This window comes from Xanthomonas prunicola (genome assembly GCF_002846205.1).
GTDB lineage: Bacteria > Pseudomonadota > Gammaproteobacteria > Xanthomonadales > Xanthomonadaceae > Xanthomonas > Xanthomonas prunicola.
In genome coordinates this window covers 62,100-79,904 of sequence record NZ_PHKV01000008.1, presented here as the reverse complement: position 1 = coordinate 79,904, position 17,805 = coordinate 62,100, and the positions used below count along the sequence as shown (strand labels likewise).

The 17,805-nt window shown below is 63.7% G+C and carries 15 protein-coding genes; 9 read left to right on the top strand and 6 right to left on the bottom strand.

Translation table 11 applies throughout. The features are described 5' to 3' along the window. Positions 1-154 precede the first annotated feature (154 nt). Positions 155-673, bottom strand: a complete 519-nt coding sequence (locus XpruCFBP8353_RS18730) for a c-type cytochrome (RefSeq protein WP_101364564.1) — start codon at positions 671-673, stop codon at positions 155-157. A gap of 281 nt (positions 674-954) precedes the next feature. On the opposite strand from XpruCFBP8353_RS18730, the gene XpruCFBP8353_RS18725 reads away from it, so the two are divergent. The 4 genes from XpruCFBP8353_RS18725 to XpruCFBP8353_RS18710 all read left to right on the top strand — a co-directional run bounded on the left by XpruCFBP8353_RS18725 (position 955) and on the right by XpruCFBP8353_RS18710 (position 4,049). After that, positions 955-1,599: a DUF4198 domain-containing protein gene (locus tag XpruCFBP8353_RS18725; protein ID WP_101364563.1), complete on the top strand. Its 645-nt coding sequence runs from the start codon at positions 955-957 to the stop codon at positions 1,597-1,599. Between the two features lie 193 nt (positions 1,600-1,792). Further along, a complete protein-coding gene (locus XpruCFBP8353_RS18720; protein WP_101364562.1) occupies positions 1,793-2,104 on the top strand; it encodes a DUF3649 domain-containing protein in 312 nt (103 codons plus the stop codon). Continuing rightward, positions 2,101-3,717 (top strand): PepSY-associated TM helix domain-containing protein, encoded by a 1,617-nt coding sequence (locus tag XpruCFBP8353_RS18715; protein WP_101364561.1) that lies wholly within the window; start codon positions 2,101-2,103, stop codon positions 3,715-3,717. Before XpruCFBP8353_RS18720 ends, XpruCFBP8353_RS18715 begins: the two co-directional genes overlap by 4 nt. Continuing rightward, positions 3,714-4,049, top strand: coding sequence for a DUF3325 domain-containing protein (locus XpruCFBP8353_RS18710; protein WP_101364560.1), 336 nt, complete (start codon positions 3,714-3,716; stop codon positions 4,047-4,049). Before XpruCFBP8353_RS18715 ends, XpruCFBP8353_RS18710 begins: the two co-directional genes overlap by 4 nt. Positions 4,050-4,374: 325 nt before the next feature. On the opposite strand, the gene XpruCFBP8353_RS18705 is transcribed toward XpruCFBP8353_RS18710, so the two are convergent. The 3 genes from XpruCFBP8353_RS18705 to XpruCFBP8353_RS18695 all read right to left on the bottom strand — a co-directional run bounded on the left by XpruCFBP8353_RS18705 (position 4,375) and on the right by XpruCFBP8353_RS18695 (position 5,980). Beyond that, positions 4,375-4,902 (bottom strand): RES family NAD+ phosphorylase, encoded by a 528-nt coding sequence (locus tag XpruCFBP8353_RS18705; RefSeq protein WP_101364559.1) that lies wholly within the window; start codon positions 4,900-4,902, stop codon positions 4,375-4,377. Further along, positions 4,899-5,273, bottom strand: a complete 375-nt coding sequence (locus XpruCFBP8353_RS18700) for a hypothetical protein (RefSeq protein WP_017156918.1) — start codon at positions 5,271-5,273, stop codon at positions 4,899-4,901. The genes XpruCFBP8353_RS18705 and XpruCFBP8353_RS18700 overlap by 4 nt, the downstream gene beginning before the upstream one ends. 86 nt (positions 5,274-5,359) lie before the next feature. Continuing rightward, a complete protein-coding gene (locus XpruCFBP8353_RS18695) occupies positions 5,360-5,980 on the bottom strand; it encodes a TetR/AcrR family transcriptional regulator (protein WP_101364557.1) in 621 nt (206 codons plus the stop codon). Positions 5,981-6,108: 128 nt separating this feature from the next. Here XpruCFBP8353_RS18695 and XpruCFBP8353_RS18690 point away from each other — a divergent pair, with 128 nt between their 5' ends. The 4 genes from XpruCFBP8353_RS18690 to XpruCFBP8353_RS18675 all read left to right on the top strand — a co-directional run bounded on the left by XpruCFBP8353_RS18690 (position 6,109) and on the right by XpruCFBP8353_RS18675 (position 13,344). Next, positions 6,109-7,272 carry an isovaleryl-CoA dehydrogenase gene (locus tag XpruCFBP8353_RS18690; RefSeq protein ID WP_101364556.1) on the top strand — a complete coding sequence of 388 codons (1,164 nt, stop codon included), beginning with the start codon at positions 6,109-6,111 and terminating at the stop codon, positions 7,270-7,272. A 10-nt stretch (positions 7,273-7,282) separates the two neighbouring features. Further along, entirely contained in the window at positions 7,283-8,893 is a 1,611-nt protein-coding gene (locus XpruCFBP8353_RS18685) for a carboxyl transferase domain-containing protein (RefSeq protein ID WP_101364555.1), read from the top strand. A 239-nt stretch (positions 8,894-9,132) separates the two neighbouring features. Further along, positions 9,133-11,160, top strand: coding sequence for an acetyl/propionyl/methylcrotonyl-CoA carboxylase subunit alpha (locus tag XpruCFBP8353_RS18680; RefSeq protein ID WP_101364554.1), 2,028 nt, complete (start codon positions 9,133-9,135; stop codon positions 11,158-11,160). 99 nt (positions 11,161-11,259) lie between these two features. Then, positions 11,260-13,344, top strand: coding sequence for a S9 family peptidase (locus XpruCFBP8353_RS18675; RefSeq protein WP_101364553.1), 2,085 nt, complete (start codon positions 11,260-11,262; stop codon positions 13,342-13,344). Between the two features lie 220 nt (positions 13,345-13,564). Here XpruCFBP8353_RS18675 and XpruCFBP8353_RS18670 read toward each other — a convergent pair whose 3' ends face one another. Continuing rightward, complete coding sequence (locus XpruCFBP8353_RS18670) at positions 13,565-14,773, bottom strand: putative peptide maturation dehydrogenase (RefSeq protein ID WP_101364552.1); 1,209 nt, start codon at positions 14,771-14,773, stop codon at positions 13,565-13,567. Between the two features lie 90 nt (positions 14,774-14,863). Between XpruCFBP8353_RS18670 and XpruCFBP8353_RS18665 the strand changes: the two genes are divergently transcribed. Next, the gene (locus XpruCFBP8353_RS18665; RefSeq protein WP_101364551.1) at positions 14,864-15,202 is read left to right on the top strand and encodes an NHLP-related RiPP peptide; all 339 of its coding nucleotides are present in this window, start codon (positions 14,864-14,866) and stop codon (positions 15,200-15,202) included. Here the strand turns inward: XpruCFBP8353_RS18665 and XpruCFBP8353_RS18660 are convergent. Then, positions 15,142-17,802, bottom strand: a complete 2,661-nt coding sequence (locus XpruCFBP8353_RS18660; protein WP_101364550.1) for a putative peptide modification system cyclase — start codon at positions 17,800-17,802, stop codon at positions 15,142-15,144. The two genes, XpruCFBP8353_RS18665 and XpruCFBP8353_RS18660, sit on opposite strands and share 61 nt — an antisense overlap. Positions 17,803-17,805 lie beyond the last annotated feature (3 nt).

Sequence of the window (17,805 nt, the reverse complement as noted above, 5' to 3'; positions counted from 1 at the left end):
CACCAGATACGGCTAGTGCATTGCGTTGGTGCCGCGCTGTTCGTGCCCGCGCCACGATCTGCACGCGGCGCATTCGATGACAACGGACTAGGCGCACGACGAGCCGCGTCAGTCGTCACACCGCAGCCACAGCCCCCAACCACTCGCCAGGACCTTACTTCAGGTTCCCCAGCATCCAATCGACGGTGGCACGCACCTGCTCTTCGGTCAGCCCCGGGTTGCCGCCCTTGGGGGGCATGATGCCGCCATCCGGGCCCGCGTAGCCCTCGATGGCGTGCTTGTACAAGGTGTCCTTGCCCTGTGCGATACGCGCATCCCAATGCGAATGGTCCAGCGTCGGCGCCTTGCCCACGCCCGTGGTGTGGCAGGCGGTGCACAGATTGTTGAAGATGGTCTTGCCATCGGTCGTGCCGCCGTAAGCGGACTGCGAGGCGGCCTTGGCCAGCGCTGCGGCCTGTGCTGCAGCCTGAGCGGACGCGCCAGTGGCGCCGGCATAGACCGCACCCGCAGGCGCGATGCGTTGCAGGACGCGTTTGGCGGCAGTGGGCGAGACTTCGTCGGGGATAGCGCGTTGCAAATATGCTGCCAGGGCGATTAGGCCCAGGGTGATCACCACTAGTAAACCGATCACCATCGAGAATTTTTTCAGGAACTCGAGGTCGTAATTCCGCACGCGCTCACCCCTGGCTGTTGGTCGAAGACCTCTGCTAGCGCCGGAGTATAGAGCACAGTTCAGGCCAGTCTGACCAGCCTGCATGACAGTTTTCGCAGCGATGTGCGCTACGCCCCCGGTGCGCCGATGCTTCCGTCCGCACACATGATCGCGTCGGTTGGAGAATTGCCGCAGCGCCGCATGCGGCCCATTGGTCTCCGTTGTGGGAATTGCGTATCATTCCCAACAACACGGTGGCGCGGTGCTCGCCTCACCGGTCCAGCCTTTGAGGAGTCGCCGCGATGAAATCCTTCCTACTGTCATGCTTGGCTTTGGCCAGCATCAGTTTGTCTGCCCAGGCCCACGAAATCTGGATCGAACGCGACAGCAGTGGTCCGGTGCGCATCTTCTTCGGCGAGCCAGCGCAGGAAGCGCTGGACCACGGCGAAGACGAGATCAAGCGCGTGGTCAAGCCAAAGGTGTTCGGCACTGCCGGCAATGCCGGTCCACTGCAGCGCGGCACCGAGTTCCTGACCGCGCCCTTGGCTGGCAGCGGCGATGCCTGGTTGAGCGACGACAGCGTGTTTGAACCTTGGAAGGGGGAAGCCGGCGGTTTCGAGACGGTGAGCTACTACGCACGCGCCGGCCGTACCACCCCGGCAGCAAAGCTCGATTTCGAACTGGTCCCCACCGCAGCCAACAGCAACACGCTGACCGTGCTTTATCGCAACAAGCCGCTGCCCAAGGTGGAAGTGACAGTGATCGATCCGCAGAAGTGGCAGAAGACGCTGACCTCCGATGCCAACGGCCAGGTAACCCTGCCCAAGCTGCGTGCCGGCCGCCACATTCTCGTCGCTGCCAACAAGGAACCGGTGAAGCGCGAGATCGCTGGCAAGCAGGTGTCGATGGTGCATCACATCAGCACGCTGACGTTCCTGGCCGAGTAAGCGTGGTCGACACTGCTCCCGCGCAATCGTCGACCGGGCGTGGCCGGTGCCAACTCGCGGCAGGAGCGACACGTCGGTTGCGCTTCGGGCGTCACGCGTGCGGGCCGATTGCGTTTGCTGACGATGCCGGTCTGGCAACTGCGCGCTGCGGCAGGTCGCCTGCTTCAACGCGCGCGCGCGCGCAGGTCGCTTGATGTCCAGCGCATCGTCCTTGCCGCAGCCCTGGTTCAAGCGCCCCTGGCTCGGAGTGCTTGCGCGCACGCTCGCAGCAATCTTCGGCGGCTACGCGCTCGCCAGCGCAACCAATCTGTTGTTGGCGCTGGTATTGCCGATGCCGCGCAGTGAAGCGGTGTTGACCAGCATGCTGATCGGCATCGTGGTGTGCGCGTGTGCGCCGCTTTGGGCGTTCGCCACCGCCAGCGTGTGGCGTGCGTGGGCCGGCATTGCGGTGCCAGCGGCGCTGATGTTTGCGCTGGCCGCGTGGCTGCAACGGAGCGTGGCATGAAACAGGGATTTCGCCAGTCGATGGCGTGGCTGCACACCTGGACCGGGCTGCTGGTCGGCTGGGTCTTGCTGCTGATCTTCATGGGCGGCACCGCCAGTTATTACCGCGACGAAATCAGCCGCTGGATGCGCCCGGAACTGCCCACCACCACGGTGAGCACCGCCATTGCGCTGCGCAGCGCCGAGCAGTATCTGCAAACACACGCAGCCGATGCAGTGAGCTGGAACATTACCTTGCCGGACACGCGCACTCCGGTGGTGAGCATGTACTGGCAAAACCCTGCGCCAGCCGACGGCAAACCGGCCAGCCGCCGACAGATGTATGGCAACGCCATCATCGACCCGGCCACCGGCAAGGACATCGCCGCTCGCGACACGCTGGGCGGCGAATTCTTCTACCGGCTGCATTTCGATCTGCATTATGTGCCGGTGGTGTGGGCGCGCTATATCGTGGGTTTTTGCGCGATGTTCATGCTGATAGCGATCATCAGCGGGGTGATCACGCACAAGAAAATCTTCAAGGACTTCTTTACCTTCCGCCCGGGCAAGGGGTTGCGGTCATGGCTGGACTTCCACAACGTCAGCGCAGTGACCGCGTTGCCGTACCACGCGATGATTACTTACACCGGCATCGTGACCTTGATGTTTATGTACCTGCCGTGGGGCATCAAGGCGCGCTATGCAGGCGATGAAATGCGCTTCTACGACGAGGCGGCCAATCGTGTGGCCGATACGCGTAAGGCGGCCGGGGTACCGGCGCACATGCTGCCGCTGGAACAGTTCGTGGCACGTGCGCGCAGCGACTGGCGCGGCGGCGATGTAGGCAGCGTGGCGGTGTCCTTTCCCAATGATGCGCATGCCGCCGTGGGCGTAAGTCAGTTGGCCGAACACCTCTCCACCGATGCGCCGTCCATCCTGTTCGATGCAGTGAATGGCGAGCGCCTGCAACGCAGCGGCCCGCCGGGCGGTGCCAGCCAGACGCGCGGTGTGATGGTAGGACTGCATCTGGCCCACTTCGCCGGTGCATGGCTACGCGCATTGTTCTTCGGCTCTGGCCTGCTTGGCTGCCTGATGGTGGCCAGCGGTGTGGTGATGTGGGCTGTGAAAGAACGCCCCAAGCATCTGAAAGCCGGACGCATCGGCTTCGGCCTGCGCCTGGTGGACGCACTCAACATCGGCACGGTGGCCGGTTTGCCGATCGCCTTCGCCAGTTTCTTCTGGGCCAACCGCGTGTTGCCGGTGAACCTGGAAGCCCGCGCAGCGATGGAGGCCAATCTGTTTTTCGCTGCGTGGGCCACGGCGCTGCTGGCCGCATTCGTGTGGCCGCGGCGTACGATGTGGAGTTGGCAGTTGTATCTGGGCGCAGCGTTGTTCGCACTGGTGCCGGTGCTCAATGCGATCACCACCGATAAGCATCTAGGCGTGACGCTGCCGGCCGGGCAATGGGCGCTGGCGGGCGTCGATCTAGTCTGCCTGTTTCTTGGTCTCTGCCTGGGCATTGCCGGCTTTCGCCTGCAGCGCTGGAAGGCACCGCAGCCTGCGTCGGCGCGGCGCGTCCGTGCCGCTGCCGCAACGCCTGTGCAGCACACCGCGCCGATCCAGGAAAGCGCATGAGCGTGCTGCTATTGCTGGCACTGAATTTTTCCGGCTTTGCTGCGCTGTGCCTGGCGATGGACAAGCATCAGCAGGAGTTGCGCGGCCGCCTGTTGGGCGCTGCACGCTCACGGCAACTGCGTGTGCTGGGTTGGTTCTTGCTATTGCTGACGTTCGGCTTGGCGGTGCATGCGCAGGGCTGGGGCATCGGCCCGGTGCTGTGGCTGGGCACGTTGACCGCGGCTGCAGCGGTGCTGTCGCTGTGGCTGTTGCCGTATCGGCGTGGCGCGATCGTGCCGGCCGCGGTGGCCGCGCCGGTGCTAGCAGGTGTGGTGCAGGTGTTGGTGGGTTGAAACTGGGTGGTGGCACGTCGGCGATGTACTGCATGCGTTGGCATGCTTATCCAGCGGCAATGACCAGGATGAAGAGCACGCATCACTGGCGGACGGGATCGCCGAGCTAACGCGAGATGCGATGACCTTGATCATCAATGAACGCATGCGCCGGTTTCCGTCAGTGGCGTTTCTGGATGGCGACACGCGTCTGATGCAGCGCTAGGGTTGAGATCCTCTTCGCTGCGCAGTGAGTTTTCGCCGCAAGCACGTGCCGTGACGTTCACGATACCGATGTCGAGTGATGCGCTCTGCACGTGGTGCGTACCCGTCGGCGCGCCCCCAATTACACCACCGTCGGCGGATCGCCCCAACTACGGCCATCGCGCGGCAGACGGCCATCGTCGAGCACCTGCAGCACGCGCTCGGGCTGGAGCATGTCCAGAAACAGCACCACGTTGACGCCTTCGGGCCGCGCCATGCTCGGGAAGATCACGCCGGGGATCTCTGCTTCGCGCAGCAGGTCACCGAGCACCCAGCTCACTGGTTCGATCTTGTTGACCAGCGCCTTGCGCCAGTCGTCAGCCCAGTCGGCCCACAACGCATCCCAGCTGGCGTCGAGCAGACGCAGATCAGCAAGCGCCGGCAGATCGGCGGCATAACTGACCAGCGTCAATGGCGGCAGGAACGGGGCGGCCTGTGCATATTCGGCGGCAGCGGTTTCCAGTTGCAGCGACAAATACAACGCCGGCTGGCCGAAGCGATTGAAGCGGCCGCCCGAGCGCGCCGCACCTGCGCCGCTCAGCGGTTCGGCGGCCCAGCGCGGAGTGAAGGCGCGATAGAGCGTGCAGTGCGCCGGGGCGCTCAGCTTCAACCGGCCGCCCCCGCGGCGACCGTGCGCAGATAGGTCAGCGCATCATCGGTGCGCCCCTGCTTGACCACTTCCAGCAAGGTGGCGAATTCGAACGCGGGGATGGGCGTGTTCTTAAGGTGGAACACCACCTGGCGCTCGTCCGGCTGCACCTGCGCCATCGCCACCAGCAGGCGCGACAGATTGCGCAGCAGGTCCTGCACGCGCGGGCTTTCCGGATGCACGCGTAGGCTGTTGCGGTGCACGCCTGCCAACTCGGCCAGCTCTTGTTGCGACAGATCTAGCAGGCCGGCCATGGCCGACGGCGACAGGATGGTCCGGTCCGGCACGCGCAAGCGTTCGGTCAGGGCCAGGGGGTTGAGGACGGCGACCATCGCGCGACTCCGGCAAGATGAGTGCACAGTATATGCACAGTTAGACGCAACTAAGTGGCACATGGAGGTACCCAGTCAGCGCGCTGTCAGCGGATCGTTGGCGCTGCGCCCACCGCGCGCAGGCAGAAGCCACAGATCGCTTCGACCAGCTGCTCGCCTTGTTGCGGATCGCCACGACTCGGGGCGATCGGCCCGACCAAGGCTTCGGTAAACGCGCCGACGATGCAGGCTGCGGCGGCATCCAGCGACTGCTGCGGGAATTCCCCAGCCGCCACGCCCTCGGCAAGCAGCTGGCGAAAGACCTCGCCGAACAGGCGCCGGCCACGGATGCGCTCGGCGTCCACCTCGCTCTCCACCGGCTCGGCAATAAAGGCGTATGCCAGCGCCGGGCCGGCCAAGGCGCGCCGGACGAAGGTGGCGATCGCGCTGCGCAAGCGCTCGGCAGCGCTGGCCTGGGTGGCGATGATCGCGCGCAGGATGGTCATCTCCCGCTGTACGGCTTCGTCGAGAACTTCCACGAAAAGGTCAGCTTTTGACGGGAAATGCCGATAAATCTGCCCGGTTGAGACGCCCGCCGCAGCTGCCACCGCGGTTACCGGTGCATTGCGGTAGCCGCCTTCGGCAATCAAGACGCGGGCCGCGTGCAGGATGCGTTCGCGGTTGCCGGCCAGGCGTTCTTCCATCAGGGCGGAGCGTCGATAAGCCATGGTGTGATTCTGGATTCAATAGTTGAATTTTAGTTCACTTTTTTGTTGCGGACCGCTAGTCTGGCCACATCCGCCGCGCGGCCCGCCCGCTCCCACCCGGCACATCCCGATCCCTGTGGAGTTGTTGCATGCATGTGCCGTCCTTGAACTTCGAGCTTGGCGAAGAGATCGATCTGCTGCGCGAAAGCGTGGCCGCCTTCGCCAGCCACCATATCGCCCCGCTGGCCGCGGCAGCCGATCACGATAACGTGTTCCCCGCGCACCTATGGCGCCTGTTCGGCGAGCAGGGCCTGCTCGGCCTGACGGTGGAAGAAGCATACGGCGGCAGCGGCATGGGCTACCTGGCGCATGTGGTGGCGATGGAAGAGATCTCGCGCGCCGGCGGTGCGATCGGACTGTCGTACGGCGCGCATTCCAACCTGTGCCTCAATCAGCTGCGCAAGAACGCTACCCCCGAACAGAAGCAGCGCTACTTGCCCCAGCTGTGCAGCGGCGAGCATGTGGGCGCGCTGGCCATGAGCGAGGCCGGCTCCGGCTCGGACGTGGTATCGATGAAACTACGCGCCGATGCGCGCGGTGACCGCTTCGTGCTCAACGGCAGCAAGATGTGGATCACCAACGGCCCGGATGCCGACGTGTTGGTGGTGTACGCCAAGACCGACCCGGACGCTGGCGCGCGCGGTATCACTGCGTTCATCGTGGAAAAGGGCATGCCAGGCTTTTCCACCGCACAGAAGCTGGACAAGCTGGGCATGCGCGGCTCCAACACGTGCGAGCTGGTCTTCACCGATTGCGAAGTGCCTGCCGAGAACGTGCTGGGTACGCTCAATGGCGGCGTGCGCGTGCTGATGTCCGGGCTGGATTTTGAGCGCGTGGTGCTGGCGGGCGGCCCGCTCGGGCTGATGGCCGCGGCGATGGATGTCGTGCTGCCGTACGTGCACGAGCGTAAGCAGTTTGGCGAGCCGATCGGCAGTTTCCAGTTGATGCAGGCCAAGCTGGCGGACATGTACGTGGGACTCAATGCCTGCCGCGCGTATGTGTATGCGGTGGCGCGCGCCTGCGATGCCGGGCGCACCACCCGTCAGGACGCCGCCGGCGCCATCCTGTATGCCGCCGAAAAAGCGACCTGGCTCACCGGCCAGGCGATCCAGGTGCTCGGCGGCAACGGTTACATCAACGACTACCCCACCGGCCGTTTGTGGCGCGATGCCAAGCTGTACGAAATTGGCGCGGGCACCTCGGAAATCCGCCGCATGCTGATCGGCCGCGAGTTGTTCGAACGCACCGCCTGACGGAGTCACCATGAGTGTGATCGATAGCCAGCTGCAGGTCAGCAGCGAGAGTTTTCAACACAACGCCGCCGCGATGCGTACGGTGATCGACGACCTGCGCCACACACTTGCGCAGACTGCGCGTGGCGGCAGCGAGGCGGCACGCGCCAAGCACACTGCGCGCGGCAAGTTGCTGGTGCGCGAGCGCATCGATGCGTTGCTGGATCCGGGCAGCGCGCTACTGGAAATCGCGCCGTTGGCCGCGCATGGCATGTACGACGATCAGGTGCCATGCGCGGGTGTAGTGGCCGGCATCGGCCGCGTGTCCGGCGTGGAATGTGTGATCGTCGCCAATGATGCCACCGTCAAGGGCGGCACCTATTACCCGATGACGGTGAAGAAGCATCTGCGGGCGCAGGAAATTGCGCAGCAAAACCGATTGCCGTGCATCTATCTGGTCGATTCCGGTGGCGCGTTCCTGCCATTGCAGGATGAGGTGTTTCCAGATCGCGACCACTTCGGGCGCATCTTCTACAACCAGGCCAACCTCTCGGCCAATGGCATCCCGCAGATCGCGTGCGTGATGGGGTCGTGTACTGCTGGCGGTGCGTATGTGCCGGCGATGAGCGATGAAACGGTGATCGTGCGTGAGCAGGGCACCATCTTTCTGGGCGGCCCGCCGCTGGTCAAGGCAGCCACTGGCGAAGCAGTCAGTGCCGAAGACCTGGGCGGCGCCGAGGTGCATACGCGCATCTCAGGTGTGGCCGACCACTTTGCCGACAACGACCTGCAAGCGCTGGCGCGCGTGCGCGCCATCGTTGCGCAGCTCAACTGGCGTAAGCCAGCGGCAACACTGTCACTGCAGCCACCATCACCGCCGCGCTATGCAGCCGAAGACTTGTATGGCGTCATTCCGGCCGATACCCGCAAGCCCTTCGATGTGCGCGAAGTGATCGCGCGCATCGTCGACGACTCGCGTCTGGACGAGTTCAAACCGCGCTATGGCAGCACGCTGGTCACCGGGTTTGCACATCTGCATGGCTACCCGGTCGGCATCATTGCCAACAACGGCATCCTGTTCTCGGAGTCCGCGCTCAAGGGCGCGCACTTCATCGAGCTATGCACGCAGCGCGGTATTCCGCTGATCTTCCTGCAGAACATCACCGGCTTCATGGTGGGGCGCAAATACGAACACGGCGGCATCGCCAAGGACGGTGCCAAGCTAGTGATGGCGGTGGCCTGCGCCAAGGTGCCCAAGTTCACCGTGGTGATCGGCGGCTCGTTCGGTGCCGGCAACTACGGCATGTGCGGCCGCGCCTATTCGCCGAATTTTCTGTGGATGTGGCCAAACGCGCGCATCGGCGTGATGGGCGGCGAACAAGCGGCCAGTGTGTTGGCCACGGTGCGTCGCGACGGCATCGAAGCCAAGGGCGGCGCGTGGTCGGGCGAAGACGAGGATGCGTTCAAGGCGCCGATCCGCGCCCAGTTCGAGCAGCAAGGTCATCCGTATTACGCCAGCGCACGGCTATGGGACGACGGCATCATCGACCCTGCAGATACGCGCCGCGTGCTTGGCCTGGGCTTGTCGGCGGCCTTGAATGCACCGATCGAACCAACGCGGTTCGGCGTGTTTCGCATGTAACTTGGTTGCATGCGTTGCAGCTTCAGGGCTGCGCGCTGCGGTGGTGCTGGTGTACAGGCCGGCAATGAGGTTCCGTCGTATGTGTGCCGGCAATCGTGGGCGTTTGCGCAACTGGCTTGCGGGCAACACAGCGCGGTGTAGCAACAGACCTGCTTCCGCTGGATGTACGTGTGAAACAGACAAGCCGTTTTTCTTCGTGGGACGACCCGCCGCTACGGCGACGTGCAGAGACTGATCCGATGACCCAGCGCGACCCTATCGCCGCAGCAACGCAAGCGCCCTTCGACAAGATCCTGATCGCCAATCGCGGTGAGATCGCCTGCCGGGTGATCGCAACCTGCCGCAGCCTCGGCATTGCGACGGTGGCGGTGTACTCGGATGCAGACCGCGCTGCACGGCATGTGCGTTTGGCCGACGAGGCGGTCCATATCGGTGCGTCGCCGGCGCAGCAAAGCTACCTGCGTGGCGAAGCGATTCTGGAAGCGGCACGCGCAACGGGTGCGCAGGCGATCCATCCGGGTTATGGGTTTCTTTCGGAAAACGCAGCGTTTGCCGAAGCCTGTGCACACGCTGGCATCGTCTTCATCGGCCCGCCCGCAGCGGCGATTCGCGCAATGGGCGACAAGAGCGCGGCCAAGGCCCTGATGCAACGTGCCGGCGTGCCGCTGACGCCGGGCTACCACGGCGAGGAGCAGGCGCCGGCTTTCTTGCGCGCGCAAGCCGACGCAATCGGCTACCCGGTGTTGATCAAGGCCAGCGCAGGTGGTGGCGGCAAGGGCATGCGCCGGGTGGATGCCAGCGCGGCCTTCGAAGATGCCTTGGCTAGCTGTCAGCGTGAAGCGCAGTCGGCATTCGGCAATGCGCACGTATTGGTGGAGAAATATGTTGAGCGGCCGCGGCATATCGAAATCCAGGTGTTCGGCGATACGCACGGCGAGGTGGTGTACCTGTTCGAACGCGACTGCTCGGTGCAGCGCCGCCATCAGAAAGTGCTGGAAGAAGCACCTGCGCCCGGCATGAGTCAGGCGCGGCGCGCGGCGATGGGCAAGGCGGCCGTGGACGCGGCGCAGGCCGTGGGCTACGTCGGTGCCGGCACCGTGGAATTCATCGCTGGCCCGGACGGCGATTTCTATTTCATGGAAATGAACACCCGGCTACAGGTGGAGCATCCGGTGACCGAGTTGATCACCGGCACCGATCTGGTGGAATGGCAATTGCGCGTCGCCGCTGGCGCGCGGCTGCCGCGTCGGCAGCACGAGCTGCACATTCACGGGCATGCGCTGGAGGCACGCCTGTATGCCGAAGATGCCGAACGCGGCTTTCTGCCGTCCACCGGTACGCTGCGCCAGCTGCAGTTGCCTGTCGCCAGCGCGCATGTGCGCATCGATGCGGGCGTGGAGCAAGGCGACACCATCAGCCCTTACTACGACCCGATGATCGCCAAGCTGATCGTCTGGGATACCGATCGCCCCGCTGCATTGGCACGCATGCGCGCGGCATTAGCGCAGTTCCATGCGGTGGGTGTCACCACCAACAGTGCATTCCTATCGCGCCTGATTGCGACCGAGTCGTTCGCATCGGCGAATCTGGACACCGCGCTGATCGAGCGCGAGCATGCCGTGCTGTTTCCGCAGGCGCACAGCCCCGACAGCGCATGGTGGTGTCTGGCGGCGGTCTTGATCGCCGATGCGTTGCCGGCTGCGGCCGTTGATCCGGCCGATCCGCACTCGCCGTGGCAGCAGAACGATGGTTGGCGCATCGGTGCGCGTGCAGCGCAGCGCGTGATTCTGGAAGCAAATGGTGAGCGCCGCCAACTCGATGTGCGTCGCGATGCCGATGGCTGGCAAGTCATCTTCGCAAACGAAACGCACACCTTGCGCCACCACTCGCACGACACTGGCTTGCGGGTGGAGATGGACGGCCGGCAATGGCGTGCGCAGGCATTGCGTGATGGCAATACACTGACCCTGATCGGTGCCACGCAGCGGGCAACCTTCCATTACCACGATGCGCTGGTGGAAGCCGATCAACCCACCCAGGACGCGGGCGGGCTGACCGCACCGATGCCCGGCCGCATCGTCTCCTTGGCCGCAACCGTGGGCCAGCCGGTCACCCGCGGGCAGGCGCTGGTGGTGCTGGAAGCCATGAAGATGGAGCACACACTGCACGCGCCCAGCGACGGCACCGTCCAGGCATATCTGGTGGCCGAAGGCGATCTGGTGGCCGACGGTGCAGCGCTGGTGGAATTCGTGTCCGCATCTGCGTAACGACGCATGGCTGCGTGACCAACGGCACGTTCGTCTGTACGCGGGCTGCCGCTAGCGTGGCACATCGGCCGACGTGGCCGCAGTGCCACCGGAGGCCTCATGCAACGCCTGCTTCTCGTTTCCAGCATGCTGCTCGCGCTGTCTGCCTGCAGCGACAAACCCGCGCCCGCATCCGAAAAAGCTGCAACGCCCACCCCGGCGGCGGCGGCACCCGCTGCGCCTGCCCAACTGATCACCCGCGATGCATTGTTCGGCAACCCCGAGCGAGCCAATGTCAGCATCAGCCCGGACGGCAAGTACCTCAGTTGGGTGGCACCGCTGGAGGGCGTACTCAATGTCTGGGTCGCGCCGATGGATGCGCCAGATCAAGCCCGCGCGATCACCAAGGACACCGCACGCGGTATCCGCAATTACTTCTGGACCCATCAAGCGAATACCCTGCTGTATCTGCGCGACAACGGTGGCGATGAAGATTTCCATCTATTTTCAGTCAATCTGGCTGATGGCGGGAGCAAGGATCTCACCCCGTTCAACAAGACCAATGCCGAGGTATATCGGGTCAGCGCGCAGCATCCCGAATCGATCATGGTCGGTATGAACGATCGCGATGCCAAGTGGCACGATGTGTATCGCGTGGACTTGGCCTCCGGCACGCGTACGTTGGTGCAGAAGAACACCGACAGCCTGGATGCGTACCTGTTCGATGGCGACTACCAGCTGCGCTACGCCACGCGCGCGACAGACGATGCCGGCAGAGAGTTACTTGTGCCAGATGGCAAACGCTGGAAGCGCGTGGACCGCATTCCGTTCGAGGATGTCACCAACACCACCCCCGACGGCCTGACCGAGGATGGCAGGACGCTGTACATGCAGGATTCGCGCAACCGCGATACCGCAGCGCTGTATGCCATCGACACCGCCAGCAATGCACGCACGCTGCTGTTCGAAAACCCACGCGCCGATGTCGGCGCCACCTTGAACGATCCCAAGACCGGCGTGGTGCAGGCAGTGTCCACCGACTACCTGCGCGAAGAATGGAAGCCGCTGGATGACGGCATTGCCGCAGATCTGCAAAAACTGAAATCGCTCGGCAGCGGAGACGCCAGCGTTGCCGCACGCACGCTCGACGACCGCATCTGGATCGTCGGTTATTCGGCGGCCGAAACACCGCTGACGTACTACCGTTACGACCGCGCCGATGGTGGCAAGTTGACCAAGCTGTTTTCCGCACGGCCCGCACTGGATGGCAAACCGCTGGTGCCGATGTGGCCGCAGGAACTGACCGCACGCGATGGCCTCAAACTGGTCAGCTACCTCACCCTGCCCGCCGAAGCCGACACCAACCACGACGGCAAGGCCGACAAGCCGGTGCCGTTGGTGTTGTTCGTGCATGGCGGCCCGTGGGCACGCGACAGCTACGGCTATGGCCCGTACGAGCAATGGCTGGCCAACCGCGGCTACGCAGTGCTGTCGGTGAACTTCCGTGGCTCCACCGGCTTCGGCAAAGCCTTCACCAACGCAGGCAACGGCGAATGGGCCGGCAAGATGCACGACGACCTGCTCGACGCGGTGCAATGGGCGGTCAAGCAAGGCGTCACCAAACCCGACGACGTCGCCATCATGGGTGGCAGCTACGGCGGCTATGCGACGCTGGTCGGCATGACCTTTACCCCGGACGCTTTCAAATGTGGCGTGGACATCGTGGGGCCGGCCAATCTCAATACCTTGCTCGGCACCGTACCGCCGTATTGGGCCAGCTTCTACAAGCAGCTGACCCGGCGCATGGGCGACCCCGCCACCGCCGCCGGCAAGCAGTGGCTGACCGAACGCTCCCCGCTCACCCATGTCGACAAGATCAGCAAGCCGCTCTTGATCGGCCAGGGCGCCAACGACCCACGCGTCAAACAGGCTGAGAGCGACCAGATCGTCAACGCGATGAAGGCCAAGAACATTCCGGTCACCTACGTACTGTTCCCCGACGAAGGCCACGGCTTCCGCCGCCCGGAAAACAGCAAGGCCTTCAACGCAGTAACCGAAAGCTTCCTGAGCCAGTGCCTGGGTGGCCGCGTGCAACCGATCGGCACGGATCTGGAAGGCTCCAGCATCACCGTCCCGGAAGGCGCCGACAAGATCAACGGCCTGAGCGATGCCTTGAAGACCCATACGCAGGCGATTCGAAGGTAGGCGACGCATGCAGGGCATTACTCGCCGCTGCGGCGAGTAATGCCGCTTACGATGCGTACGTCCGGACCAGGCGGCGCTATCGCCGGCTCATCTACCGAAGCCGTTTCCACCGAGCCAGTGCCAACGCAACTCGCTTGCGTCGCTGCTTTTACTGCTGTCAGTGCGGTAGCCACAAACTCGAAGACGGCCGCCCTGCGTTGATACTGCGCCGCGAGATCTGTCAGTGCTGCTCCAGATCGTTGAATCGATCCCGATCGCGACCGGATTGCCATACCGCCCCATTGGGATCCAGCTCGGTGTTGGCCATCTCTTCGGCCCGCCAACCGAATCCGCAGATGGCCAGTGGACCGTCCTGCAGGCCATCCAGGCCCAGTGCCTGCTCGATGTCCACCTCGTTGATGGCCGAGGTCACGAACGCTCCCAGCCCCAGGTCGGTGGCGCTCAGATAGAGCGTCTGCGCGATATGGCCAACGTCGAGAATCATCGCGCGATAGGCCTTGGCGTGGTTTCGATACTTCCAGAAACTGCGCAAAAAGCGCGGCACCAGAATCAGCAGCACCGGTGCTTCGGCAAACCAGTGCTGTCCAGAGAGCGCCCGACGCGCGAGATCCGACAGCGGCTCAGGCGGCAGGTCCAGCGGCTGCAGAGCGTGGTCGATCGGACGGTAGTGATAGATCCCGCTCGGCATGCCCTCGACGCGCTGAAGCAGCAGATAGGTCTCAGTGGGATGCAGGCTTCCTCCCGAAGGCACCGGCTTTTTCAAAAACGCGGTGTCGTGGCCCACCGCAACGCGCGCACTCGCCATGACGCTACGTTGGAGCATGTGGCTCAACAACTCAACTGACAGCGCGCGCTGCGTATCGAAGTTGCGGCAGGTCACCCGGCGTGACAACAGCTCATCGAAAGTGCCAGGTATCGCATGCGGCAGCGTGATTCGTGCAGCAACACCTCCTACGCCACGCTCCACGACTTCAGCGGGCGGTGCGCCTAGGCGATCCACCATCCCCTCGGCAGTTGTCAGGCCTTGCTCTTCCATTGTCGCTACGCTGTCCTCGCCTTTCCAGCGTGCAAAACGATGCCAGAGCGCGGCTAACGGCCACCAGCGCTGTTGCTGGACCTGCTCGTCGTGCTCCCGGTGGGTTGCGTGCTCGGGTTGATCGCTGATCGCAAGCCCTTGATCGAGCAACCGCCCCATCCAGGGCGGCGGCGGTTGCAATGAATCGACAGGCTGCCAGCGCGTAGGACTGAGTTGACTTAGCCAGTCACGCTCATGCGCAGCGACTTCCACTTCGGCATCAAGGTGGGGCGCGAGCGCGAGCCAACGGGTGCGGCGGCGCAGGCCATCACCACCGGCAAGCAATTGAGCAAGATCGAACGTCGCATCGTCGCGAAGCTCGAAGAACAACGTGGCACAGCGGCGAATCTGCATAGACATCTCAAGGACACATGCGCATGGTCGATATTGTCTCAGTTATCCCATCACACCATGCATCAACCCCCTCACTCTGCGGACAAGACGATGACTGACTCAGCCGACAATGCACACCTTCCGTTCGATGCATCCACCGCCGACAGGTTGTTGGAGCTGCTGTCCAACGACGACGATTTTCGCGATTGCTTCCAATGCAACCCAGTGCAGGCGCTCGCTCAGATCGGGGTAACCGGTGCGAGTGCCGACAAAACAGTGCCCAGTGCCGGAGAGCCCTATTACTGCATGACCACCAATCAGCTCGCGTCCAAAGAAGACATCGCGCTGGCACGTGCCGAGTTACAGAGCTATCTGACCGAAAAGACCAATCACACCGTGATCTTCGCTTTCGAATCGGAAAGTATTCGCTCCACCCTGCTGCGCAAGTAAGCAGGCAGACGCGATGCAGGCCAGGCGCGCACGAACGCCTGCGCCTGCTCGCGGGCCTCCTGGGTATGCCCCAGTGCATACAGCGACTCGGCAGTCCATAGCTGGGCTAACCGCGTATGCGCCACATTGAGCGGCTGTAGCGTCTGCGAGGCATTTGCCTCGATGTAGGCGCGCCCGCGCTGCAGAGAAAGCCAGCGTGCTTGTTGCAGTGCCTCCGCATGCCGTCCGCTGTCGTGCAACAACGTGTACAAGGTGACGCGCGTCTGCAACAGATCGTCCGGGCTGGTAGGCAGACGGGCAATCGCTGCTGTGCGATCCCCTGACAGCGCTAGATGCTGGGCTTCGACGATCGCGCGCAATTCTGCAAGCACAGGTGTTTCGTGTGCGAGCGCAGGCTTTATCGCCGAAAGCGCGCGTGCAGTGAAGTGATCGTCGCCATTCCGCTGAGCCTGGCTGACCAAAGCCAACACCAGCGCAGCGTCATCCTGCAAGTTTGGCTCGGCCGGGCCCTCGGTCTTTATTGCAGCCACCAGCTCATCAAACGCCGAGCTCACCATCTTGCCCACAGGTGCCGTTTCACCCGTGATGGCGGCAGTGGTCGCCCCAATCACCAAGAACTGACGATAGCTGAAGTTATCGGTGTGCTTGCTGCGTTCCAGAGCCTGTGCCATCGCAGCATTCGCATCCGCCCAATTGGCCTGATCCAGAGCGATACTGGTGCGGTCGATCAGCGGCACCACGTCATCATTGGCGTAGCCGTTCTCCACGATCTGGTCGAGGGCCCGCCGCGCATCGACATAACGACCCAACACCGCCAAGGCATCTGCTTTGCGGCGCAGCGGACCTGCCCGATCGCCATCGCCCGAGTTTTCGAAGCGCTGCAACGCGGCCTCAACCTTCCCCTGTGCCAGCAGGATGCGCCCGATCCGATCGGACGCAATGGAACGCAGCGGATCCTGTACAACGTCGGCCGCCTGCGCGTATGGCAGAGCCTCTGCAAAGCGGTTGGCTACAAACAAATGCCACGATGTGTTGGCAGCGCCGGCAAAATTATCCGGATACAGCGACGCCAAGGTTCTCCACAGTGGCAATGCGGTGTTCACCGCCCGCAATTCGGCAATCCAGGCATCTAGATAGAGCTGATCACGCGCCGGCAAACGCTGGCGGAACCGAACCGCGTTGTCCAGGTACGGAAGCGCGCCGTTGCGGTCGGACACCGCAACCTTGATACGCGCAGCACCCAGGTAAGCCAATGCAAACGTCGGGTCGATCCCAACCGCGCGATCGAACAACTCCAAGCCCTCGCGCCAACGACCTTTTGCAGTGGCTTCCACGCCGAGAGCATACGCACGCAACGCGTCCAGGCTCGAGGTTGTGACCGCCGGTAATGGCACCGAACTCTTGTCGATCGACGCAACCATCTCGCCCAGCCCCTGCCGCAGCTTACGGGTGACTTGATCGACCGAAGACAGAGCAGACGGCAAGCCGTCGCCTTGTACAAACTCCGAATACACGGTTGTCTGCGTGCGCGGATCCACTAGCTCCACGCTGAAACGCAATTTCCCACCGACTTCAGCCACCGTCGGCAGAACAACTGCGCGGGCGCCATCACGCAACGCTACCTCAGACGCCACGCTGCGATCGAGAACAATCGTGTTGGGATCGCGCTTCATGCGCGCCACGGTGTCGCGCACCTTCATGTCGCTCAGTACGTTAACGTACCGCGACTGCTCAAGGCTGATGCGTAGCGCCTGTTCCAGCGTGCCATCAAGTACTGTATTGCCAGTGAGATTGCGCACATCGCCAACCACCACCCAATCACGCTCGGCAAACGCAATCGCAGGCTGCGGCCGAATGAAAAACCACACGGCGATGCCCACCGCCAGCATCACCCCCACCTCCGCCACCAATGCTGCCGGCCTGCGCCACAGCGGCACGTCGCGCCAGGCTTTTGCCGAGTTTTTCGGCATGCGCAGTGGGGTCAAACCAACTTCGCCGACTTCGTAGATCTCCATCGCGGTGGGCATGCCCTTGAAGCGCCAACGCCCGTGCGATTTCCACAACAGCCGGTCGGCGCGGCTGCCGAGTTCGCGTGCGGCACGGTGAGTCAACGATTCGGCTACCGCCGAGATCAGGATCTGCCCGGGCCGGGCCATCGACATCAGGCGGGCGGCAGTGGGCTTGGCCAGCCCTTCAACTTCCAGCGGTTTGGCGCCGATGCTGACCGCCTCCTCGCTGTTGCGCCACGTCAGCACTTCACCGACATGCAGACCTTGCCGCGCGCAGAGCGTCAGCGCGTGGGCATCGCCCATCGTCTTGAGCCCCCGCGCGTAATCCAGCGCGAAGCCCAGGCCGTCGATGGGGCGATCGAACAACAACAACAGCCCGTCGGAACGATCGATCAGGCGGCCGCGCCAGTGCTGCTGCAGCTTGACCACCAGCCGGTCGTGCTCGCGGAATAGTGCCGCTGCGGCGTTATCGCCAATCCGTTCGACCAGTGCAGTCGAATCGCAGAGATCGGTCAACAGCAAGGTCCGCAGACGCGGCGCCTGGATCGCCTCCGACGACGCGTCCTTGCGTGCGTGGGTGCGGGTACTCATCGC